General features: G+C 58.2%; 18 protein-coding genes and 6 pseudogenes. 10 read left to right on the plus strand and 14 right to left on the minus strand.

Annotation, left to right across the window (positions count from 1 at the left end; translation table 11 throughout):
- Positions 1 to 464: 464 nt before the first annotated feature.
- Both BSG20_RS35960 and BSG20_RS31315 read right to left on the minus strand, forming a co-directional pair.
- Positions 465 to 848 (minus strand): hypothetical protein, encoded by a 384-nt coding sequence (locus BSG20_RS35960; RefSeq protein WP_143147566.1) that lies wholly within the window; start codon positions 846 to 848, stop codon positions 465 to 467.
- A gap of 118 nt (positions 849 to 966) precedes the next feature.
- A complete protein-coding gene (locus BSG20_RS31315) occupies positions 967 to 2,067 on the minus strand; it encodes a tyrosine-type recombinase/integrase (protein ID WP_093041642.1) in 1,101 nt (366 codons plus the stop codon).
- A 127-nt stretch (positions 2,068 to 2,194) separates the two neighbouring features.
- On the opposite strand from BSG20_RS31315, the gene BSG20_RS31320 reads away from it, so the two are divergent.
- The gene (locus BSG20_RS31320; RefSeq protein WP_244551828.1) at positions 2,195 to 3,148 is read left to right on the plus strand and encodes a DUF1403 family protein; all 954 of its coding nucleotides are present in this window, start codon (positions 2,195 to 2,197) and stop codon (positions 3,146 to 3,148) included.
- A gap of 2 nt (positions 3,149 to 3,150) precedes the next feature.
- Positions 3,151 to 3,876: an SMC-Scp complex subunit ScpB gene (gene scpB, locus BSG20_RS31325; RefSeq protein WP_093041648.1), complete on the plus strand. Its 726-nt coding sequence runs from the start codon at positions 3,151 to 3,153 to the stop codon at positions 3,874 to 3,876.
- Between the two features lie 142 nt (positions 3,877 to 4,018).
- Here the strand turns inward: scpB and BSG20_RS31330 are convergent, their stop codons facing one another.
- The 7 genes and pseudogenes from BSG20_RS31330 to BSG20_RS31355 all read right to left on the minus strand — a co-directional run.
- On the minus strand, positions 4,019 to 4,558 hold the full coding sequence (locus tag BSG20_RS31330; RefSeq protein ID WP_210216962.1) for a hypothetical protein: 540 nt from the start codon (positions 4,556 to 4,558) through the stop codon (positions 4,019 to 4,021).
- A 1-nt stretch (position 4,559) separates the two neighbouring features.
- Entirely contained in the window at positions 4,560 to 4,730 is a 171-nt protein-coding gene (locus BSG20_RS37120; RefSeq protein ID WP_210216963.1) for a hypothetical protein, read from the minus strand.
- Between the two features lie 3 nt (positions 4,731 to 4,733).
- Positions 4,734 to 7,778 carry a hypothetical protein gene (locus tag BSG20_RS31335; RefSeq protein ID WP_143147567.1) on the minus strand — a complete coding sequence of 1,015 codons (3,045 nt, stop codon included), beginning with the start codon at positions 7,776 to 7,778 and terminating at the stop codon, positions 4,734 to 4,736.
- A gap of 174 nt (positions 7,779 to 7,952) precedes the next feature.
- Entirely contained in the window at positions 7,953 to 8,840 is an 888-nt protein-coding gene (locus tag BSG20_RS31340; protein WP_244551829.1) for a TniQ family protein, read from the minus strand.
- A complete protein-coding gene (locus BSG20_RS31345) occupies positions 8,815 to 9,696 on the minus strand; it encodes a TniB family NTP-binding protein (RefSeq protein WP_093041657.1) in 882 nt (293 codons plus the stop codon). Before BSG20_RS31345 ends, BSG20_RS31340 begins: the two co-directional genes overlap by 26 nt.
- Before the next feature lie 6 nt (positions 9,697 to 9,702).
- Positions 9,703 to 11,319: a Mu transposase C-terminal domain-containing protein gene (locus tag BSG20_RS31350; protein ID WP_093041660.1), complete on the minus strand. Its 1,617-nt coding sequence runs from the start codon at positions 11,317 to 11,319 to the stop codon at positions 9,703 to 9,705.
- A gap of 158 nt (positions 11,320 to 11,477) precedes the next feature.
- Positions 11,478 to 11,789 (minus strand): annotated as a pseudogene (locus BSG20_RS31355) (sigma factor-like helix-turn-helix DNA-binding protein); the annotation flags it as partial.
- Between the two features lie 172 nt (positions 11,790 to 11,961).
- Between BSG20_RS31355 and BSG20_RS31360 the strand changes: the two are divergent.
- Positions 11,962 to 12,582 (plus strand): tyrosine-type recombinase/integrase, encoded by a 621-nt coding sequence (locus tag BSG20_RS31360; protein WP_093041663.1) that lies wholly within the window; start codon positions 11,962 to 11,964, stop codon positions 12,580 to 12,582.
- 122 nt (positions 12,583 to 12,704) lie between these two features.
- Complete coding sequence (locus BSG20_RS31365; RefSeq protein ID WP_244551830.1) at positions 12,705 to 13,580, plus strand: tyrosine-type recombinase/integrase; 876 nt, start codon at positions 12,705 to 12,707, stop codon at positions 13,578 to 13,580.
- Positions 13,581 to 13,675: 95 nt separating this feature from the next.
- On the opposite strand, the pseudogene BSG20_RS31370 reads toward BSG20_RS31365, so the two are convergent.
- Positions 13,676 to 14,545, minus strand: a pseudogene (locus BSG20_RS31370) (IS66 family transposase); the annotation flags it as partial.
- A 76-nt stretch (positions 14,546 to 14,621) separates the two neighbouring features.
- A pseudogene (gene tnpB / locus BSG20_RS31375) lies at positions 14,622 to 14,852 on the minus strand (IS66 family insertion sequence element accessory protein TnpB); the annotation flags it as partial.
- Positions 14,853 to 15,314: 462 nt separating this feature from the next.
- Here tnpB and BSG20_RS38000 point away from each other — a divergent pair.
- The 6 genes and pseudogenes from BSG20_RS38000 to BSG20_RS31405 all read left to right on the plus strand — a co-directional run.
- Positions 15,315 to 15,733, plus strand: a pseudogene (locus BSG20_RS38000) (MerR family DNA-binding transcriptional regulator); the annotation flags it as partial.
- A 284-nt stretch (positions 15,734 to 16,017) separates the two neighbouring features.
- Entirely contained in the window at positions 16,018 to 16,323 is a 306-nt protein-coding gene (locus tag BSG20_RS31385; protein ID WP_244551831.1) for a hypothetical protein, read from the plus strand.
- A 282-nt stretch (positions 16,324 to 16,605) separates the two neighbouring features.
- Positions 16,606 to 17,820: a plasmid replication protein RepC gene (gene repC, locus BSG20_RS31390; protein WP_093041669.1), complete on the plus strand. Its 1,215-nt coding sequence runs from the start codon at positions 16,606 to 16,608 to the stop codon at positions 17,818 to 17,820.
- 10 nt (positions 17,821 to 17,830) lie between these two features.
- Positions 17,831 to 18,010, plus strand: a complete 180-nt coding sequence (locus BSG20_RS35965; RefSeq protein WP_143147568.1) for a hypothetical protein — start codon at positions 17,831 to 17,833, stop codon at positions 18,008 to 18,010.
- A 125-nt stretch (positions 18,011 to 18,135) separates the two neighbouring features.
- A complete protein-coding gene (locus BSG20_RS31395) occupies positions 18,136 to 19,164 on the plus strand; it encodes an IS5 family transposase (protein WP_478013404.1) in 1,029 nt (342 codons plus the stop codon).
- Positions 19,165 to 19,369: 205 nt separating this feature from the next.
- A pseudogene (locus BSG20_RS31405) lies at positions 19,370 to 20,035 on the plus strand (ISKra4 family transposase); the annotation flags it as partial.
- 203 nt (positions 20,036 to 20,238) lie between these two features.
- Here BSG20_RS31405 and BSG20_RS31410 read toward each other — a convergent pair.
- The 3 genes and pseudogenes from BSG20_RS31410 to BSG20_RS31420 form a co-directional block, all read right to left on the minus strand.
- Complete coding sequence (locus tag BSG20_RS31410; protein ID WP_093041672.1) at positions 20,239 to 20,802, minus strand: UPF0149 family protein; 564 nt, start codon at positions 20,800 to 20,802, stop codon at positions 20,239 to 20,241.
- A pseudogene (gene tnpC / locus BSG20_RS31415) lies at positions 20,799 to 21,644 on the minus strand (IS66 family transposase); the annotation flags it as partial. The pseudogene tnpC and the gene BSG20_RS31410, both read right to left, overlap by 4 nt.
- 80 nt (positions 21,645 to 21,724) lie before the next feature.
- Positions 21,725 to 21,988, minus strand: a 264-nt coding sequence (locus tag BSG20_RS31420; RefSeq protein ID WP_280142228.1) for a group II intron maturase-specific domain-containing protein, incomplete at its 5' end; no start/stop codon positions are given.

Raw genomic sequence — 21,988 nt, forward strand, 5'->3', positions numbered from 1 at the left:
AACCAGCGCGAAACGCGCTCTGGCGGCCATCTGCGGCGGAAATGCCGGAAAATAAGGAGATCGGAGGAGGGGAGGGGCATGAAGGCCCGTTTGAGCGAAAAGATGATGGAGGAATCTGCAGCTCATCGGCAGGGGAGGGTTGCTCGGAGGGGCCTGCAGAGCAGAGACGGTTCCGCCGAACCTCGCCAAGATCTGCCCAAAAAGCCGGAAAACCGGACCTTTCCGGTCATCCAGGACGACCGACATCGATGATTTGCGACTCCAGATCAACTACCATCGATACTTGCTACTTATCGATGGTTAGAGGATCAACCAACAATCACACTGTGGCTTTTACTTCCCGATTTCAATTGAACGGCTAAGCTAAAAATCCGACGCGCGAATTTTACCTAACGATTTCACGCCACCGATAGGGGAGGGCGTTTCAAAACGGTGACGGCCACGCCACCAACGGACATGTTCGCTCACGCGGTCGAGGAGCCTCCGTGCTTTCTCTCAAGAGATCGCTTCAGGCTGATGATCTCCTTCAGCGCGTTCGTGTGAATCCGCTCCAGGCGTTTCAACTCACTCTCCAAATATGCGTTGCGCTTATCCAGCCTAAGCCGATCCTCTTCCAAGATCTCTATTTTCACTATCGCGTTATGATAATTCTGCCGCAACTCCTCAAAAAAAGCGCGTTCGGCGACGAAATGGGTTTCGGGATCGAATTCAGGGACGTCGCCGACATGCACAACGCGAACCGCTTTGCCGGATGCGGCTAACCGGGCGCGGTAGGCCCGTTGAATTTCCGCTTGGGTCAGCGCGTTCGGCTTGCGGGGACGGCCGCGAGGGCGTTTGGGAGTATCCATAACGGCTATTTATCATAACGCGTTATCGGCGTATAGCCATCGGCGCCGGCCAACCACGCGCTTCGCCGGGTCGGCATCAATGTCCCAGGTCGAGAGAGATAGAAGCCCTGAAGAGCTTTCAGAGCCCAGACGCCTTGGTGAGGTTGGTGCGGAAGCGGTCGCGCCGGCGCTGATATTGGCGGGTCATCTCGGCCGAGGCGTGGCCAAGCTGTTTCTGCACGTAGCGTTCCTCGATATCGGCTGATGACGCCAATCCCGCGCGCAGCGAGTGCCCTGAGAACAGCAGGGCCCGTTCGCCTTCCGGAAGATCGGCGCGGACGCCGGTGGCGAGTGCGGTTTCCTTGACCAGGCGGGCGACATGCTTGTCGGAGAGCCGCTCGACGTCGATCGTCTTGTTGTCCTTGAAGATGCGCCGGAAGAGAGGGCCTCTGGCAATGCGGCCGAAGCGGATCCAGTTCTCGATGGCGGCAAGGGGGCAGGTCTGGTCGGAGGCGCCGCGGCCGACCTCGACCTGGCGCCATCCGGTCTTGCCGCGCAGCGTCACCAGGATGCCTTGACCGGGAAAGATCTCGATCCAGCCATGGCCGTCGCTGTGATCGTCGCGGACGACGTCGAGACCGACGATCTCGGAACGCCGCAGACCGCCGGCGAAGCCCAGGAGCAGGATGGCCCGGTCGCGCAGGCCGCGCAGATCATGACCGAGGGTGTTGACCATCGCCTTGATGTCCTCGCCCAGTACGGCCTCCTTCTGCCGCGGCGGCGTTGCGTGCTTGCGGCGAATGCCGGCGAGCACCGTGGCAATATGGCGATCGGAGCGATCCATCGGCGCGCCGCGCTGGGTAAAATTCCAGGCGAGGCCGGAGAGACGCCGCTCGATGGTGGCGACCGACAGGGGAGGGTCATTGCGCTTCGGATCGCCGGCAACGGGGCCTGAGGCACAGGCACCGATATATAGGCCGATCACCTGGGTCGAGGGCGGCAGCGGATCAAAACCTTCGCGACGGCACCAGGCGGTAAAATGCCGCCAGTCCTTGGCGTAGGCATCGCGGGTGTTTTCGGAACTGGCGGCGTTGGCGTAGGCTGTCGCCGTTTCGACCAGGGCCTCCAGCCGCGCCGGCCGCGAGGTGGCGTCCGTTTCCACCACGAGCTCGACGCCGGCCGGAAGGTCGCCGTCGGCAGAATCGTCGATTTTGGGCGTGTTTGCCGGGGGATTTTGCATGGTTCGGGAGGCTATCAGAATACGTCCGATAATGCAAGCTTATCGGACGTTTTAAACTGCCGACAGGGCGTGCGGTTTTGTGCGATATTGCTGGCTTAAACTGCGCATTTGATCTATGCTCCGTCGCATGGATTCGTTGCCGCCTTCCACCTCGACCATCCCCATCTGGTCGTCCCGCTTGCCGAGCTGGGCGCTGTCGCGCGGCCGCGACATCACCGAATCTGACGCCGCCTTCGCCGCCGGTATCGCTCTGAAATCGCTGGACGACCTTATACGCGCCGATCCGCCATGGCTCGGCTGCTGGCGCGATCGCCTCGCCCTGAAGTCGGCCGCCGTTGCCGCGAGAATGCTTGGCCGCTCTGAGGAGGAAAATTCCATCCGCGACGCGGTGTTGCTGACCGCCGCAGGCGACGATCCCGGACCCGCTGGCAAGCTTTTTTTGGCCACACGAACGCTGGCACGTGGTGCCGGGACGGTCACGACACCGTTCGTCAGGGAGCTAGCCGGTCTGTTCGCACTTCGGTGGGACGAGGACCTTGCCTCCATCCCGGATCTGGTGGATAGCGCCATCCAGTCCGGGCGAGCAGCACCCTTCGCGGTGGCGGACCTGATAACGGCGATTTCTGCCGTCCGCCCGGACGCCGAGGTGCTGGCTCTCGGCCTGGCCGACGTCGCGCTCTCCCAAAAGCTGAAATGGCCCAAACCCGTGCCGCTGCTGCTGCCCGAGCGCTTCGGCCCCGCCTTCCGCACGATGGGCGGCAGAGGCCACATCCGTCCCGGCGAACCAGCTTACCCGCGCGCCATTTGCCTGGCGGTGGTTGATGGCGTCGAAACCGCGATTCGCTCCGCCGGTGAGATTGATCGCCGCGCCGCGCGGCTGCTCGCCGTGGCGCCGAAGGTTAGGACCAAGGGCGCCAAGCCGGTCATCCGCAAATTGCTGAACGAGGATGCGGTGTCGGCCTCGGCGCCCGGCAGCAACCTGTCGCGCTGGGCGGCGACGCGCCTGTTTGAACGGCTCGAAAGTCTTGACGCCGTGCGCGAGCTCTCTGGCCGGTCCTCCTTCCGGATTTATGGGTTGTGACGATGGCCGGACCTGCTGCAGCCAAGCCATCGCGGAGGAAGGCGAACGCCGCAGACGAACGTCTGTTTGATCGCGAGCTAGAAGATTTGCCGCCGGAGCTGCGCTGGCGGGAATGGATGCTGCGGGTCGAGGCGGTGATTTTTGCTTCGGCGGAGCCGGTCGGCCGCGAGACGCTGGCGCGGGTGGTGGGAAAAGAATGCAGCATCGACCTGTTGATCGACGATCTCGTCGAGGAGTTGCGGGACCGGCCTTACGACTTGGTGTCGGTCGCCGGCGGCTGGCAGCATCGGACCCGGGTGCGGTTCGGCGAAACGATCCGCGCTTCATCGGCGCCGACGCGGGGAGGGGCGGCGGCGCTGTCGGAGTTCGAGGCGATGGTGCTGATGGCGGTGGGATATTTCCAACCGATCACCCGCGGTGACCTGTCGAAGATCTTCGGCAAGGAGATCAGTCGCGACACCATCGCAGCGCTTCGCGGCGCGGGCTTCCTGACGTCCGGCCCCCGCAGTCCAAGGCCGGGCGCACCGTACACCTATGTGACTACTCAACATTTTCTCTCCGCCTTCGGCATGGAGACGCTCCGAGATCTCCCGAATATCGAAGCGCTTGAGGATGCCGGCCTGCTTAGCAAAAATTATCTGCAGCTTTCCGACATTCCGATCGTGTCAGAGGACGACGCTGACGCAGACGGGGTAGAATTCGGGTCTGCGCCTGAGCCATTGGACTAGATCCATCGACTTTGAATCATCTCCAATTTTCCTGTCCGTTCTCGTTTTGCATGATGACCTGGCGGACGACTCTTGCCAGCATCGAGATCAGGTGTATGAGCATAGTGCTTCTGCGCCGAAACCTTCCATCTCGGTATTGTATTCACGGACGTTGCGGGATCCATTTTCGTTGAAGCCGTTCCTTTGCCAGCCTTGCCTCCAGATGCGCATCCTTGGGTTCGATGCTTTCGTTGTAGATGTATTCGGCGTCCTCCCAAAACCCCGCGACAGCCTCTGCAAAACCTTTGAGCCGATCAACCGGAACGTCCAACATTGCGACCGTCCGATAATCGAAGGGTGCAATGCCATTGGTTAAAGCCTCCGGAAGATGCGCCCAGAGATCGGGGCATTGGCGGATGAGCTTTTTGGCCGAGCCTCCATCACCGTGCCGGGCGGCGCTGCCCAGATTTTGCAAAATGTCCAGGACGTCAAAGCTCGGGAAAGCCCGAAGCTCAATCCCCCTCAGACTGATGAAAAACTTCTGCAGTTTTTCCCAATCGGCCCGTTCGATCTTGCTTTGAAGATCCTCGGCCGGACGAAGCTCCCTGGCGCAACCCAACACGTATGCCCGCAACTGACGCTCCCAGATGGACTGGATCGCAAGCGAAAAAGCCAGTTTTGTTTCTCGGATCACGTACTGCATGTCAGGCTTCGAAGGCTGCCCAGGCGCCACCGAGGCGCTCCAACTCGTCCGTCTTGCGATCGAGTGTTTCGAGCGCTGGGGCGATCACATCCTCCAGGTATGTTTGGATCGTTCTGGCATGGCGATATGTCTGAACGTCGGCATAGCAGTTCTGCCATCGAAATGGCTCCATGGCTCAAGCTTTTCCCTTGCTGGCTGTAGCCGAAGCGGCGCGCCGCCTTTTGGTTTTGGGTTGCGTCGTCGACGGTCTTGAGAGATCGAGGACGACGACATCGATGCGCCGCTGCAGCTCTTCCGGCATCTGCGCGAGGATCTTTGTTCTCAGTTCCGGCGCTGTCGTCACCGTCGGGTCAGAAAGGCCGGCTATCTTTTCGCCATTCCCGTACCAGAGTGCGAGGTAAACGCCTTGGCGGGCGGCGTGCGGGTGAATTGCATAGAGATCGTCCAGCTGCGCCGAGGCGGCGGTGAACAGCTCCTTGTTCCATTGCCCCTTCACCTCGACGACGAGCAAGCGGGAGATGCCCTGGATCACTGCAGAGGCAGTAATATCGCAGCGATTGCTTCCCGCCATGTGACGTTCGATGGTGACTGATAATCCCAAGGCCGTCATCCGGCCTTGCAGACGGTCGACGATCCGGTTTCCAGCCGTATTCTCATCGACCCTTTTGCCACCGGGGTAGAACGTATCGAGAGGATCGGTTTCTGATCCCTGCAGCCATTTTTGAACCTCGCCAAGTTCCTGAACCATGAGCGCGCGCATGTCTTCGACGGATGCCACGTCGTTGCGATCAAGGAGCCTGTTGATATCGGCAGGTGAGGGCGCCCGAAAATCCTGCAGCGCCAGTTCACGGCCGACCTCGGCGCGCATCGTCAAAAGCAGATCGCGGAAATCAGAAAACCGAACGTCGGTCAGCATTCGATCCATCACGGCGGCGCGTCTATCGGCAATGTCGTATGCGAGCCCGTACACACACTCGGTGATGAACCTGTATGCCTTTTCGTCGCCCGGGTCGCTCGACCCGAAACTGTTTGGAAGATGCACCTTCGGCCAGATTTCGATAAAGGCGTCCAGGATCTTGTACAGCATTTCTGCGGTCAGCGGAGGACGATCGTCGTTGCTGCTGACATCATACCGACCTATTCGATCTTTCAATGCGAAGATTGTTTTCGGATCGGTCTTCAGGTCGTTCCATGCTTCGTCTCCTCCTTCTGCCTGATAGAGAAAAGCGTTGAGTTGCCAGAATTTTTTCCGGGCGCGTGCGCGCTTTTTCGCATCCGTGTCCTCGTCGGTATCTGGAAGCGCATCATGGAGACGCCTGGCGATAAGTGCAACAAGAGCCTCCCTGCTCGCGTGCTTCGCCGCGATGCTGAACAGCGATCGCGCTGCATCGAGTGGCATGAGCGGAAACCGTTCGAGCCATTCAATCGGCAATACGGGGCGCAGGGGCTTGAAAGCCGGCTTGTGATCGAGCCAGTGGATGTTCGACACGACGGCATCGTCGGTCGCTGACAGCTGTACCTCGATATAGTTTCGCAGGAACGCTGCGGCCGAACCATCTTCGATGAACAGCGCCGCATCTAGCTTTGCCTCGAATTCGATCTCCTCGCCTTTGGCAAAGCACGGATACGATGTCGCTTCCGTCTTTGCTGCAGCCAAAATGCGTGGATCGAAGCTGTCGAGGCTTTCTCCATCGCGGACGCGAACAATGCAGGCAGCAAGAAGGGCCTCGGCAACGTGTGTTCCATGCCGCTGGCCCAACTCCTCCACGGTCGGGATATAAGGTGTCAGCATTGGAAAGCAGTTGCGCAAAGCCCGAAGCGGTGTTTCCGGATCATCGACAATGGTTGCGAGTTTGTCAGGCTCCAGGAGATAGGTTCGGGCAAGCAGCTCTAGCCACTGCCAATGCCGCCCGGCTTCGATCTCCGTGAGATTAGCCCTCAGATGCGCCCAATTTGCAGCTTCGACTTCCGCTTCCCGCCGAGCATAGCGGCCGGTTCGAACTCGAAAACTTTGCCGTTCCTTCCTATGGAAGTCGCGCTGCGTTCTTTCCCTATGGCTCCAGGCACGCAGAAACTCTGTCTTTGATCTGCTCTGTTGCCGTTGAATGCTACGGACGGGATTTGGTCCTGTCGAACGCCGATAGATATCGTGACCCGACCAAAGCGCCGCCCAGACCTCCACCAATCCATTGTCGAGGGCGTACTGGCTCAGAGCCGTCAGATCGCCGTCGCGCATGACGATGCCGTTGTGGCTGTGGTTGGAATAGAGCCGAATGACCGCCTCGTGCGCTGCATTTTCATCTATCGCGTCCGCCACCGCCAGCTGGTGCAAGATCCGCCGGAGCGTCTCGTTGCCGGTGAGATATTTTACAGCATGATTTCTGTCGCTGTGGACGCCATTGCTGAAGTTCAAAGGCGCCAGCCAACTCCAGATGCGGGCTGGCGAGGGTTCAAACGGAGGGGTCTCGAAAAAGCGGTCGAGCAGCTTTGCAGCAATCTTGCTCGAACCCTCGCGGCATCTGCAGGTGAAATGGCTCTTTGCCTTGCAAGTGCAGCTTATCTTTGGCGTCAGCTCATCCAGGAAAATCGCGACGTCAGAGGGCTCCAGCGCGCCGATGAGCTTGTCGATAAAAGTGCGCGACATCGCGGACCGATCGCGTATTCCGGGCTTTGGGTAAAGGCCGCCAAGTCTGGAGAAAAGGTCGATTACCAACGCACGCTCAACCGACACCACGCCGCGCTTCGAGATAATGCGCGAGGCGAGCTCGAGTGTAAGGGGCGTTCCCTCCATCAGCAGCGCGTCGAAGTCATCTCGTCCGTGGTATGACTTGGATTTCAGCAGGACGCGCATCGCAAGCTTTCGAACGTGGTCCTCAGCAGTCTTATCCTTTGCGAGCTGCGACAGGCTGGGAATGAGATCCGATGCCGCTTCCGTCTCCTCAAGCAATTCGAGCACCAGGCCTCGAAGTGAGCCGGGCTTTAGGAGCATGCCGCGAATATCGTTCAGCACATCGCTTGTGAAGAAGTGTCCGACGTTGAACCGTCGCCATGCGTCGCTGCGCCGAAACAATGGCTCCTTGTCCGAAAGCTGGTCTAGCGCAGCAAGCAGCGCGCGCTTCGATTTGGCCGTCAGTTGGCCAGGATCACCGTTGGCGAGGACTGCGTAGGGATCGACCCGGATCGCCTCCATCTGCAGCGGCTCACCCCCGCGCGCGGCCATCCAGCCGAGCATCCCGCGGAGTTCGTCGCGTGTGGTTTGGTTTGGGGCGATGATCGAGAACAGCCGTTCAAGCGAGAGACGATCACCAGGGTTGTCGTTTCGCACTAAAACGTAAGAATGCGGCCGTTTCTTTCTCGATTGGCATTTAATTTGAGATTCCATGGGCTGTGAATCTCAAATTAAGTGCAACTGCGAAGACGCCCGCGGCTGACGTGTGCGCTCCACCATCTCGTCTATAGCGTTGCCGAAGCGGGCTTTGTTTTCACCCATCATATGTCCACGCAGCATGTAAAGCATCTCCGAACCGGCGCGCTGAACGATGGCCACACCAGCTAAAAGAGCCGCGCGCAAGTGCAGTGGCAAGATCGGGTTTAGTGGGGTCGGAAGTTCGCTAGGTTCCATCTTAAGGACGTCATCCAGATCAGGGATGATGACGCCGAGCACTTTATAGTTTGACGGTTCGTAGTGATCGGGGAAAGGCTTTGGGACGCGCCGCATCAGCAGGAGGCGGGCAATCTCGCTTGGCGACACCCAGTTTTGGATGCCGCGCTCGGCCTCGTCGTCGAGTGTCCGTTCTCCTATCAGCGCAGCATGGTGGTAGCGACTGAAGGGAGAGGAGCGGTCAAGTCCGCCAATTCTCTGAAGGGGGCCCTTACAAAGCGGGCAGGTGATCCGCCACCCAAGGAATTGGCTTCGAAGAATGATGGGCGATCCGTCGACAGTCCGACGACAGCTGCAGCATAATTGCCGAGGCTCGCCGGCGATCAGCCGCCGTGACGATTGCGGAATATTCGAAAAAGTCATGCGGTGGACCGTGGCGGGATCGATCGAGTACATACGGGCGATGCGGACGACCTGACCTTTGGTGAGATCTAAATCGGCCGTGCGCAATGATAGCACCTCGGGAAGGCAATGCTGAAGCATGGCCAACGGAGAGATGGCGTAGAATGTGGCATGCCGAATGATCCACGACGACAGAAGTTCATCCGTGCAGGGAGCCAGCCTTACCGGCAATTGTCGTGTAGATATCCCCGTCTCATGCAAACGCTGCTTCGGCGTCAAATTCCGGCTCCCACTTCTCAATGGCCTCATCGGTAATCCGCTCTTTTCCGCTTTCGATTGCCTCGATAGCCAGAGAGTTGATCATGTGGAAGATGTTGGCAGTGATGCCCTCGGTGATCTGCAGTATCCGTCGCAGTGATTTTGCGGTTAACACAGATGGGTGACGCAATGGCGTGTTGCGCAGCATCAAGGCGACCAAGATTTCGAACTGCTCGTTTGCAGCCCAGCGGCTCAGCGTGAACTGTTCGAAGCGGCGCGCCAGTTGTACATCGCCACCAATGGCTTCACGGGCGTCATTGACCCCGAAGCAAACGAGCGAGATCTGAAGGCGGTTGCTCAGAAAGCGCAGCGTATCGAGCACGATGCGTTGCTCGCGATATGTTCCAGCGAGAATGTTATGCACCTCGTCGATCACTAGGACTTGCACGCCTATTGCTTCCATGATGCGCAACGCAGCTTGCTCCATCTGTGCGATATCGGCGCGCGGCCGCTGGGGTACGCCGAGGAGGGTCAGAAGTTCGGCGTAGAACCGTCTTTCGCCAGGCCGACTGGTCATCTCCATCGCGAGAACAGGCGTCTTCAGCCTGCCGGTGAGCGAATTGAAGCTTGGCGGATGCTGATCACGGAAACGCTTCATGATCATTGTTTTGCCCATGCCGCTGTCGCCGTATATGGCGATGGAAGGCATTCGCGTCCCGCGTGGATGGTCTACCAAGAAGCGGAGGCGATCGAGTACCTGCTTGGCACGCGGATAGACGAGCCAGCGACGTGATCTTATCGCGCGGATGCGCTGCTTGTCCGCTTCACCGAGCAGTGCCGCGGCGTTTGCAGTCAGATGGGAGGTTCCTGTGTTCATTCCCGCTCACTCCGTGTCCTCATCAAAAGCCACAGGTTTGCTGGAGTCGATCCCCCGAAGCGAGCCCCACCCGCTGTCATCCACTCTCGTTTTTGTGCTGGCAGGGCGGCCTCGTCGTGCGGTCGCTGTCGCCTTCACTGCCGCATCCACCAATTTTCGCCGTTCAATGGCTGTACTAACGATAATGCGGGTGTTGACCTCTCGTCGCCCTTTCGCCAGCAGCGTACGCCTTGCAGCCAATGCTTCGTGCAGCGTTACCGAGGCCAAGGTGAGATCGGCGTAGCGAGCTTCCACGAAGTTGCCCGAAGGTCGCCGCACAAAGATACGAGACATATCCCTTGGGTCGTATTTGACGAGCAGTCGGCGATCCGTACTCCCGACGTCGGCACTTAGGGCTGCCGACCAATAGCGCAGTCCAAAGAGATGGATCCCGGTTGGCTGCAGTGTGCGCTCCTGCTCGGGCAGGAATGTCAGCCAAAAACGCATGCGGTCCTGCGGCAATCGGAGTGGAATTTCGCCCTCGTGCTCGCGCCAGACTGCAATTGGCGGGCGTCCTAGACTGCCGTGGATCGACTGATGGTAGGTGCCGACAATGTCGAGGGCGATGTATCGCTCGAGCTCCCGCAAAGTCAATGCTGAATGCCGCTTCGAGTCGTATTCGCCAAGCTCCTGCGCATTGCTGAAAGTCGTGCCCGGTAGCAGGTGGAGTTTTCCCATCTGGGTGCCGATCAACCGTTCGATATGGCCGCCGAAGCGCGGTTCGCCCGGCGGTCGCCAGTCGATCGCGATGCCGGCATCCTCACACCCCCTCTTGAAAGCACGACTCCTGAAGTCGCTGCCGTTATCGACATGCAATGTCTCTGGGAGTCCGCCGACGGGCCACGGTTCGATGATCTCGCGCTCCCGCAACCAAGGTGATTTGTCAAAGACGGAGTGTAGCAAGCATAAACTGGTCGAGAGCCGGGAAGGGGCTTCCATTGTGAGGTAAAACCCGGTCACCATACGGCTGCAAACGTCCATCGCAAGAGTTAGCCAAGGCCTCCCGATTGGCAGACGCGTTTCCTCGTCGACGACAAAGATATCTGCTTTGGTATGATCGACTTGGACGATCTGGAGTGGACGCGAGGCAGCGAGCATTCCTGGAACAGCAGTTGTCCGCTTCACGATTTCGGTTTCGCCCCGTCGTTTGGCGCGCTTCTGCAGGTCGATATCTTCGAGACGAGATTCAATCGTCCGACGATGTGGCGGCTTGAGCCCGGCCGACACGCAGCCCGTTTGTACATCCCGAACCAGTTGAGAAATGCCGGGACGATTCTTATTCAGGTAATACCGGTTGATAGTGGTGCGGATGATTTCTTCTCGCTTGTCGTCGAGCACTCGGCTGCCGTCTGGCCGGCCGGGTTTACGCTCCACCAGCGACATCACCGTTCCCCCAGTTCGAAATAGCTTGATAAGACGGAATGCGGTTGCTCGACTGACTTCGAGTTCGGCAGCCAGCAGCGCCACATCCCCGGCTGCTACCTTGCCAGAGCGACGCATCAGAAATCCTCGAATTGCCTCGGCTCGTCGACACGCCTCATCCCAAAGCGCTTCGTCAATCTCATCGGGCAATGGATCGTTCATGCAGAAACACCGTCGATTTCGTCGGCGGTTGAATCTCACATTAAGTGCCAAAATCAAAGGGGCAATCTCAAATTAACTGCCAAGTCTCAAATTAAGTGCCAGGCTATCTTGTTGAAGCTGTTGTCGTCGGAGTCTTGCGGTTAAATGCAAAACGACATCAGGGTCACGCCTTTGCGCTTCAGTTCCCGCGCTACATAGGCAAAATCCGGCCCCTGTGTGTCCTCCGGCGGTCTGCCGGCCTGTTTGAACAACAGCTTCTCAAGCTTGCTGTCGTCATCATAAATCGCCGGTATCGGCCAAGTGCAGATGCCAGCCTGGCGTGCCCGGTGCAGGTAAGTCGAAACCGCGGTCTTCCCAATTCGAAGCCGCTCTGAAACCTCGCGAACCGACAGGCCCTGTTCGCAGGTCAGCCGCAGAATTGATCGTATGTCCTTCATCGTGATGCGCTTCGCTTGTTTCCGTCTCGGCATGATGTCTCCTTATCGACGCAAGGAGAAAATCACGCCAAAACGGCACCCGCAAAAACGCGCGCCAACTGTCCGCATATTACCGGATTGGTGTCCGCGAATTAGCGGAATCACTGTCCGCACATTACCGGAAATCCTGTCCGCGAATTACTGAAACACGCATTCAGAGCAGGAGATATGCGATCTCGTGGCTGCCGCTTCGCGGCTGACTCCCAAGGGGGGATTGCGTCCAGCGACATACGCAACGATCTTCGGACTGATCGCGGCTACGGGGCTACGACGCTCGGAAGCGCTCCAGCTGCGCTACGGCGATATCAATCTCGACAGCGCGGTCCTTACGATTCGCAATACGAAGTTCCGTAAGTCCAGGCATGTGCCTATGCATGCCACCGTCGTAGCCGCGTTACGGCACTATCTCGAGGTTCGTGCGCGTCATGGCGCTCTCTCCAAGGATTCGCCGCTGTTCCTCTCTTCTGAGGGCGGATTCATCACGGAGCGGAGGATCAATAAGATTTTCCAGAAGCTTCGTACCAAACTCGGTTGGGCCCCGCGGGGCGGCCATCGTGAAGTGCGCATCCATGACCTGCGCCATACCTTTATTTGCCGCCGCGTTCAGCTTTGGCACGAACATAGCGCCGATATCGACAATAGGATGGCAGCGCTCTCGACCTACGTCGGCCACGCCAAAATCTCCGATACCTATTGGTATCTGACCGCCGTCCCAGAACTCATGGCGGTCTCTGGCAGGCGTTTCGAGCTTTTCGCAGCGAATGTCGGAGGAGATCATCGTGTCTGATCCCAACCGGACACCGTCCTTCCCCATTCTGCTTCAACGCTTCTTTGTCGAACATCTGGGCAACCAGCGAGCTGTCAGTCCTCGCACCATCGCAGCCTACCGGGACACTTTTCGATTGTTGCTTGGCTTCGCCGAAGCAAAGAAAGGCGCCCACCCGGCTGATCTTGGCCGATCTTGATGCGCAATTGATCCTTGACTTCCTCAATCATTTGGAGAAGGAACGGAGCAACGGTGTGCGCACGCGCAATGCGCGCTTGGCGGCACTTCGCTCCTTCCTGAAGTATGCCGCCCATTACGACCTGACTGCGCTCATCGTCATCCAACAGGCACTGGCCATTCCGATGAAACGGTTCGACCGGCCAGTCTTGGGATTTCTCTCGCGCGAGGAGATGCAGGCGATTCTTGACGCGCCGGATGCGCGGACCTGGGCAGGTGAACGGGACCGCACGCTGTTCAGCCTGATGTACAACACTGGCGCCCGGGTGTCCGAAGCCATCGGCCTGCGCGTCGGCGAGGTTATCGTCGATGGCGCGGCGGTTGCACACTTGCATGGTAAGGGACGTAAAGACCGTAGCGTGCCGCTTTGGCGTACGACAGTCAGCTTGATCCGTAACTGGAAACGTCGGCTGGCTTTCACAAGCGAGGAGGACTTCCTGTTTCCGAACCGAAGCGGAGGGCGCATGGCGCGTTCAAACGTCACCCAGCGCTTTGAACTTGCGGTATCGGCTGCGGCGGAACGTTACCCGCAACTCGCGAGCCGCTCGATTTCGCCTCACACCATCCGCCACACCACGGCGATGCATCTCCTGCAGTCCGGCCTCGATATCAGCGTCATCGCTCTGTGGCTCGGCCATGAGAGTTCCGCGACGACGCATATGTACCTTCAAGCAGATCTCGCGATGAAGGAACGTATACTCAACCGACTGCAGCCCATGACGTCCAGTCAAGGTCGATATCGTCCGCCGGACCAGCTCATGCAGTTCCTGATGAGTCTCTGAAATTATGCGCAGTTCGCCAGCCGGAAGTCGTCCGAGAATCCGACGGTTAAAGCCTCCTGCCTCAGCAATCTGCGCATAATCACGAGGTGCACATAATCCTTGGCGTAAGCCCAAAGCCAGGCCTTGGTGGTTTTGCCCGAACCGGGCGCAAGAGTGGGCAGGGTCGTCTCGTCGGCAAAGATCCTTTCGCCCTCCTTGACCCTCTCCAGGATATAATCGGCCAGCATCTGCAGTTCGAAGCCCAGATGCCCCATCCATTGGGCCATCAGCGATCGGCTGATCTCGACGCCATCACGCAAATAGATCGCTTCCTGCCGATAAAGAGGAAGGCCATCGGCGTATTTGGAAACGGCGATATAGGCGAGCAGCCGTTCCGTCGGCAGGCCGCCTTCGATGATGTGTGCCGGCGCCAAGGCCTGGACCACGCCGTCGCTGCCCCGGAAAGCGTATTTGGGGCGACGCGTCACGATAACCCTGAACTTCGGCGGCACTACGTCCAGCCGCTCGGAGCGGTCGTCTCCGATCAGAACCTTTGCCAGCCCCTCGCACCCGGCCGGGATTTCCGGCTCGATGACCTCTTCGATGCGCTCGAGATGGGCGGCAAAACCCTTGCGCGGACGCGGCGCTCGCTTCGGCTTGTCCTTGGCTGCGCGATCGAGTTCGCTGCGGATTGCCGATAGGCCGGTTTCGACCTCTTCGAAGGCAAAGGAGACCTGCTCGTCATTGACCCCGAGGCGGAGCCGCTCAGAGCGCGTGCCATTTTGCGTGCGCTGCAAAACCTTCATGATCAAGGTCAGGTTGGCAATCCGCTCGTTGGCGCTCTTCTCAACCGCCTCCAACCGCGCGATCTCGGCCTCGGCCACCTTCAGCCGGACCTCTTTCGCGGCTTGTTCGCGCGCCAACGCGAGAACCATCGCTTTCAGCGCATCAACGTCGTCCGGCAGGTCGCTAAGGGGCAAATCCATGCGGGCGAATAGAGCACAAAAACAGCCGCTTTTCCCAATCATTACAGCAGCATGATTCATCTTGCCGCAGTCCTGTTCAGCCCGTCAGCAACGGCCGTCTGACCTTGGTTGGCCGGACCTTCTTCCAATCCAGACCGGCCAGAAGCGCCATTAATTGCGAATGGTCCAGACGTATCCTGGCGGCCGATATGCCCGGCCAGCAAAAGCTCTGCTCCTCGAGGGTTTTCGAATAGAGGCAGACACCGCTGCCATCCCACCAGACGATGCGAACACGGTCCGCCCGTTTCGACCGGAACACATAAAGCGCTCCGTTGAACGGTTAGGTGGCGCGCCACCTAACCGTTTCAGTGAAAGGCCTTCGTCTTTCATGGCCGTGATGGCTTTGTTGACCTCTTCGCGCCGGAGATAACCTTCATACTGTATCTTCGGCGCTATCTCCCCAAGAAGGACAAAGGTGCAGGTCTCGTTATTCCCTACTGCGACACCAGCGCCATGAACCAGCATTTGCTCGAAATCAGCCAGGCGGACCAAAAACTCGATAGAATTGCGTAATAGTCGCGATCTTGCGTTACATTTGTAGGATTCATAGAAGAACAAGTGGGGAACACGCTGGGCATTCGCGTCATTAACTATTTGAATACATGTGAAATTCTGGTTGGCCAGATTTTTTCGGATTAACCAGCTATTAACCATTAAGTCCTTGCAAACGAGAGGGTTTGGAGCGGTAAATTTGACGTATGGTAAAAAATAAGTGAGGAGAGATTCTAACGTGACGGTCGCGTCAAACCCAAACCGTAGGGCGTTGCCCAGCGTCTATGAAACAATTGGTGAACAGGCTGATTTCCTAAGCTCGCACCTTCAGTCGATGAGTGAAGCACTCTTTCCGCTTACGTCTCAGAAGATTCTGCGGAAGTTCACGTCCGGCGAAGCCGCGCGGTTGATGAGTGTATCTGATTCCACTTTGAGAAAGATGAGCTTGGTTGGCGAAGGCCCGCAGCCTGAACGACTAGCAACGGCAGGCGGCTCTATACTTTGCCTGACATAAATCAAATTCGGCATTTGCTTGCGCAACCAACCCGCGGGCGCGGAAGCATCGAGTTCGCTCTCCATCGCCGTCCCGGAGAGCATCTTCAGGTCCTCGCCGTAACCAACTTCAAAGGCGGCTCAGGTAAGACGACAACGTCGGCGGTTCGAGCCACAGGACGCCCCATCAGGTCCGCGGCCGTGTCGGATGCCGGACATACGAAACAGACGCTCTATGAGGTCGGACGCGACAACCTGCCCTGGTCAACATGTGACAGGGCCATGGAAGCGCTTGACGCTGTAAACTCCGAGATTGAAACCCTAATCAAACGCGCGTGGGGTCCGTGTGATGGGCGTTCTCAAACCCACAGACGCCCGCCGGGTAGCTAGCTATTCGGAGCTCCCAACAGAGGCGAAAATTGAAGTTCGAAAAAAGCAGGAGAGGTAATGTGAGCAGGCAGGATTCAATTGACGCCCTTTTCTTAAAGAAGCCCGTTGCTACCGTTTCATCAGCTTCCAAGTCAGCCGACCGAGCGCGCACGGGGGCAATCTCGGCCATCGGCTCGTCGCTGTATGAAGTGGCTGAAAATGCGAAACAGGCGACCAAATTCCAGCGGCCACTCGCCGAAGGTGGAGCTGTTATCGCCATCGAAACGGCATCGATCTATACGTCGGAGATCGTCGACCGAACCACAATCCATGTAGATCCTGCATTCGATGCATTAGTCGCGAGTATCACAGAACACGGACAGTAGATCCCGATCCTCGTGAGGCGCGTGAAGGTGGTTTCGGCAAAGATGGACCAGCTTTACAAGGATTTCAGGAACTCAACGGTAATGGAGAAGAGCAATGAACTAAGAGCCTGTGATAGGTGGATAGACTGGACCCACACGGCAAAGAAAAAGGCCCCGAAACGGATCCCGGAAGCCTTCTCAATTAGTTGCAGCTAAGAGAACCACATTGCTCGGAATCCACGTCAAGTCCTTGGCATCGTTTTGGTGAGCGTTTTTCTGTTGCCTTTCGAAAGGTAGAGGAAAATGCAGACTGAACACATAGCGACGCCCTTTGGGCGGCGGCGGATGACGCTTGCGTTAGTGAAGACCCAGTTCGAATCCGCGGGGATCAAAAAGGGCAAATCTGCCTGCAAGTGGAAGATCTACCGTGACACCTGTGAGGCGCGTTCCCTGCTCGGACTGCGCGATCGGGCGCTAGCGGTGCTCAACGCACTTCTGTCGTTCTATCCCGAAACCGATCTGATTGAGGGCAGCAACCTTGTTGTGTTTCCGTCAAACGCGCAGCTAATTGTTCGTGCCAATGGCATCGCCGGCACAACTCTTCGGGAGAATCTTGGGTTTCTTGTGCGGGCTGGTCTGATTCATCGAAACGATAGCCCAAACGGCAAGCGTTATGCCCGAAAGGGGCGGGACGGTTCTATTGAAACCGCTTACGGCTTTAATCTTGCGCCGCTGCTCGCGCGATCCGAAGAACTCGCCCTCTTAGCTCAGCGGGTTGCCGAAGAAAACCGGCGCTTGAAGGTGATCAAAGAGAAGATCACCATTGCTCGTCGGGATATACGTAAGCTCATTTCCGCAGCGACCGAGGAGGGCGCTGCGGGCGACTGGCAGAGCATTGAGGACCGTTTCGTTGCGATCACCAGTGGTCTTCGAACGGTAAAAGCTGACGCAGGCCTGGCGGGTAGCCTCGACGAACTCACACTATTGCGAGAAGGGATCGTCAACTTGTTGGAAGTTCAGCTTATTTCAGAAAAATCCGACGCCAATGGTGCCGGAAACCGTCAGCACATACAATATTCAAATACCGAATTGATCCCCGAATTTGAACCGAGCTCTGAAACTGCGCAGGCCGATAGGCCGGACCGAATGTCGAAGCGACAACGCGAGCCGACAAGATCTTTTCCGCTTGGGATGGTCGTTCGAGCGTGCCCGCAAATATTAGATTACTCTCCCGGCGGGCGAACTGAGCAATGGCGCGATTTAATGGCCGCTGCTGTAGTGGTTCGTTCCATGCTGGGTGTTTCGCCGTCGGCATATCAGGAGGCTTGCGAGGTCATGGGGCCGGAACATGCCGCAATTGCGATGGCCTGCATCCTGGAGCGGGCGGGCCACATTAACTCAGCCGGCGCATATCTTCGAGATCTAACCGCGCGGGCGAGAAGGGGCGAATTTAGCCTCGGACCCATGTTGATGGCGCTGATGCGGACCGCTGCGCCAACTCGGACTAGGTCGGCGTAGGGATATACCGTTGGATCTGGACGGAAACGCTTTGTTGGAAGCTCCCAACAATGGAGATATGCAGACCAAGTTATTAGCTGCCGGCTACTCCGATTTTCAATCGACCAACAGGCTTCTAAAAAGGGCCCTGGCGCATGGTGATGTTGCTGATAAATCTCAGGGCGATCTCAATTTAAGTGGTAAGAGCTGATCGAAAGTGCCGAATTGCGTGCCAAGCCTCAAATCAACGGCGTTGTTGCGTGGATCACCCGGCGACTGATATTGAGTGTTGGTTTTCAGTCTCAAGTTTTCAGTCTCCTGATCCGGATCTCGACGATGCCGCACACGTTCAATGCCGATCGGCGGGACAAGATTGCCAAGCAGAAATATCAAGGGACGAATTGGCCGGCATATAATGAAAGCCTGCGTCAACGTGGTGATTTGACCATCTGGGTGAAGGATGAGGCCCTGTCGTTATGGACGGCGCGGAGGCGGACATCGCGGGGTGGTCAGCCGAAATACTCAGATCTGGCGATTACGCTGTGCTTGACCCTGCGCGTCGTCTACGGGCTGGCGCTACGCCAGACCCAAGGCTTGATGCGCAGTGTCGCGGCGCTGATGGGGTTCGATATTGCCGTGCCTGACTTCTCAACCCTGTCTCGCCGGAGCAAAGGGCTGGCGTTGCCGTCGACAAAGTCCCGAGCCACAACGTCAGGTCCGGTCCATCTGGTTGTCGACAGCACCGGCTTGAAGGTCTTCGGCGAGGGCGAGTGGCCGGAAAACAAGCACAAAACCAAGGCCAAACGCAAAAGATGGCGCAAACTGCACCTTGGTCTCAATCTTGTCAGTGGTGAGATTGTTTGTTCCGATCTGACCGCGGATGATGTCGGCGATCCGACAGCGTTACCAGGACTTCTGGACCAGATCGGTGACCCCGTCGAGAAGTTCATTGCCGACGGCGCCTATGATGGAACGCCAACCCGAGATCTTCTGGCGACACGCTTTGGTGAGATCGTGAAGGTCATTATCCCTCCTGCGAAGACTGCCGTTGCCAGCCCTCAATCGGTGCTGGTTCCATCTGTCCGCGATCGCATATTGCAGAAATCAAGACCAAGGCGATTGCAAATACCGAGCAGGAGATCGCTCGTAATTGCGGCAAGCTTTCGGGCGAAAAGTTCGTTGCCAACGCGAAACCGGATGTGGTCGCCGCCGAACGTGAGCGTCTCGGCGAACTGGAGGGACAAAATGCCAGCCTCAAGGTTGCTATGGCCCGGATCTGCGAAGCGGCCTGAGGGAGACTTCAACTCGGAGAGCATGAGGATTTGTGGGGCGAGCTGGAACGACGTATCCACCGTTGAATTTTGACGGTGCCGGACGGATGTGAAAAGGGCAAAAGATCGACGTCATGTCGGTTTACCGGACGATCTTCGGATTGCAACTGATGGTCTTTATCAGCGTTTCCGGCAGGCCGCGAAACGGGCGTCGCGGGCGCAATCAGTTTTCCACTCCGGTCATTCTGGAAAACTCATTGCGAGGACATGAGAAGTGGGCGCGGCTGGTTCTTGAGATTATGGGTGACGATGGTGAGACGATTGCAACGGAAACCGTCGCCGATCTGGTGAAGGTGACGAAGGGCGCCGATGATCTCGGTCTGTCGTTGTCGGAGGCGAAAGGCTTCTTACGAAATTACAGTAGGCGATGGTGGAGACGCAGGTGGAACTCTGGCCGAGCGAAAACCGCGAGCTGGATGGGGGACGTCGCCTGCGCAGCAAGGGCAGTTATCCAATAACCTTCCATACTCTCTTTGGCGACATCCGCCTGAAAAGCCCCCGATACTACCTGCCGGACTTGGTCGGCGGAAACAGACCAGCAGCGATCTCTCCACTCCGGAAACTGATCCCCGACCACATCGCGCCCGAGCTGCTGGCCGATGTCCGGTCGGGAGCGGCGGCAACGCTACGACGGTTCGGCAGCACGCCTTGCAGGGCACCAAGCGCATCGAGCGGGAACTGACTGAAAAGCAGGTTTCCTTCATGCAGGATGCCTGTCCACGCGACTGGATGAACCTGCCCGTTCCCAATGGCCGCATCTTCATCGGTCTGGATGGGGGGTATAATCCGGGACCGCAACGATCGAAAGAAGAACTTCGAACTGATCGATCGGTTTTGTCCATGGCTACGATCGCAAGCCACAGCGGCGTACTCTGGAACCCGCGCCAGTCGACGCAATTTCCGCTCGTTCGGCTGAAGAGGCCGCTAGCGCCGCCACCGGCCTTCTTGCTCCTTTTGTGGTGAGCCCCGGAGGGCCGCGCCAAGGCCGTGTGTGACGCTCGCACGCAGTCCGCCATGGCGAAGAGCGGAGCGTCCCTTGCCGGACGAGTAGTGAGCGCGACGAGCATCCCACGGCTTTCGTCTGTTGACGGAGGAGCCGTCCGTTGTTTCAGAACTTCTGCTTTGCGCGCTTTGGCATGAAGTAGCTTCGGATATTGACGAGCGCTTCGGCGACGGCAGCGGCATCCGCGTGGGTGGCGGGCCCTTTGGTTTCGCTGAGTTTGCGGATTGGCGCGATGATATCGCCGGTGATGGCATGGCCGCGAACGACGGGCCGCCACAGCTTGGGGGCGAACCCGGTTCCCATCAGAAAGCAGACGTCCCAGTCCATGGCATCGAGGGTTTGATCATCGATCCGGGTGAACCGGGGCCGGTGGTCTTTCGGAGTTTCGGCGAGGCTTGCCGATATCCGGTTGTATTCCGCAACGATGGTCTGCACGGCCCGATGCTCAGTCGTTTCCATCGGCAGGTTCAGGGCCTCCGGGCCAGTCAGCTCCGGGATCCACTGACGTGGGTCTATAAACTTCGGGCCGATGATGAGAGCCGTGAGATAGCCGTCGAGGCCACTCATCGACCAGATCGGCGAGACGGGACGACGTGCCCTGATGAAGGCCTCGAACGCCTTGTTATCGAGCTTCGGTCGTGCCGTCGTCCCTTGGCTGTTCTGTGTCATGCCGCCCGTCGCTCCTGATCTGCAATGTCCCCGCGTTCGGCCTTCCAGGCCCAGGGGAAGAGCGTATCCATCCGGTTCGCGGACACCTTGCCCGAGATGATGCGCTCAAGCACATCGGCAAGCCAGACCTCGGGGTCAACACTATTGAGCTTTGCTGTGTTGACGAGCGATGCCAGGACCGCGAAGGACTTGCCACCGCGTTCGTTGCCCACGAACAACGAGTTCTTCCTCGTCAGAGCCACCGATTTCATTGAACGCTCCACCACATTGGAGTCCGCTTCGATCCGGCCATCCTCCAGGAAGGCTGCCAGCCCGTTCCAATGATTGAGCGCGTAGGAGACGGCCTTGCCCAGCGCCGATTTTGACGACACCTCTTCGCTCAGTTCGGTGAGCTGGACCTTCAGTTCTCGCATGATGGGTGCTGTCTCGCGACGCCGTACCGTGAGCCGGGTATCGGCACTTTCGCCGCGCAGTTTCGCCTCGATGCGATAGACCTCGGCGATCCTGGCTAGGATCGACAGCGCCTCCGAAGAGCCGGTCAGCTTGACGACATCGACGAACTTGCGTCGCGCGTGAGCAAGGCAGAACGCCAGCCGCATGGGGGCGACATTGCTCTTCCCCCGGCGCTTGGCCAAGGTTTTATAGGCCTGGTATCCATCGACCTGAAGTACGCCGGCAAACGACGACAGTTGCCCCTCGACCTCGCGAGCGCTGCGGCTTTCAGCAAAAGTATAGGCCACCGCCGGCGGCGCCGGACCATTCCATGGCCGGTCGTCGACCGCCTGCGCCCAGAGTTGACAAAGCTTGGTGCGTTTGCGCCCCGGATCGAGCCGCGGAAGCGGCGGGTGAGTAGGCCGGAGGGATTTCACCTGCCGGCCTCTCGCAGAACGGTGCGTGAACCTCTCGATTCACACCGCTCCCATCAGGTAAACGTATTCGTTCCAAATACTTGCCAGTGCACGAACAGCCTCGGATTTTCCCGCGCCAGTTTTCTCAGAAAGAGGTTGGCTCGGGTCTTATGAGACTGAAAGCGCTTGAACTTTCGCATGATCCAAGCCCTGAGCTTCTGATTGACGTAGTCAACCAGCGTGGACAGTGCCGAACGACTGAACCGGCCGTAGTATGCTATCCACCCGCGAAGGAGGGGATTGAGCTGTTTGGCTAATTCAGTCAGCGTCCCCGACGT

It is taken from the genome of Rhizobium tibeticum, from assembly GCF_900110205.1.
GTDB classification, from domain to species: domain Bacteria; phylum Pseudomonadota; class Alphaproteobacteria; order Rhizobiales; family Rhizobiaceae; genus Rhizobium; species Rhizobium tibeticum.

Coding starts and splice junctions, on each gene's coding strand:
- BSG20_RS35960 (WP_143147566.1), bottom strand. CDS start 848: ATGGATACTCCCAAACGCCCTCGCGGCCGTCCCCGCAAGCCGAACGCG.
- BSG20_RS31335 (WP_143147567.1), bottom strand. CDS start 7,778: ATGGCCGCGCGCGGGGGTGAGCCGCTGCAGATGGAGGCGATCCGGGTC.
- BSG20_RS31345 (WP_093041657.1), bottom strand. CDS start 9,696: ATGAACACAGGAACCTCCCATCTGACTGCAAACGCCGCGGCACTGCTC.
- BSG20_RS31410 (WP_093041672.1), bottom strand. CDS start 20,802: ATGACACAGAACAGCCAAGGGACGACGGCACGACCGAAGCTCGATAAC.
- BSG20_RS37120 (WP_210216963.1), bottom strand. CDS start 4,730: ATGGAGCCATTTCGATGGCAGAACTGCTATGCCGACGTTCAGACATAT.
- BSG20_RS31330 (WP_210216962.1), bottom strand. CDS start 4,558: ATGCAGTACGTGATCCGAGAAACAAAACTGGCTTTTTCGCTTGCGATC.
- BSG20_RS31395 (WP_478013404.1), top strand. CDS start 18,136: ATGCCGCACACGTTCAATGCCGATCGGCGGGACAAGATTGCCAAGCAG.
- BSG20_RS31320 (WP_244551828.1), top strand. CDS start 2,195: ATGGATTCGTTGCCGCCTTCCACCTCGACCATCCCCATCTGGTCGTCC.
- repC (WP_093041669.1), top strand. CDS start 16,606: ATGCAGACTGAACACATAGCGACGCCCTTTGGGCGGCGGCGGATGACG.
- BSG20_RS31315 (WP_093041642.1), bottom strand. CDS start 2,067: ATGCAAAATCCCCCGGCAAACACGCCCAAAATCGACGATTCTGCCGAC.
- scpB (WP_093041648.1), top strand. CDS start 3,151: ATGGCCGGACCTGCTGCAGCCAAGCCATCGCGGAGGAAGGCGAACGCC.
- BSG20_RS31350 (WP_093041660.1), bottom strand. CDS start 11,319: ATGAACGATCCATTGCCCGATGAGATTGACGAAGCGCTTTGGGATGAG.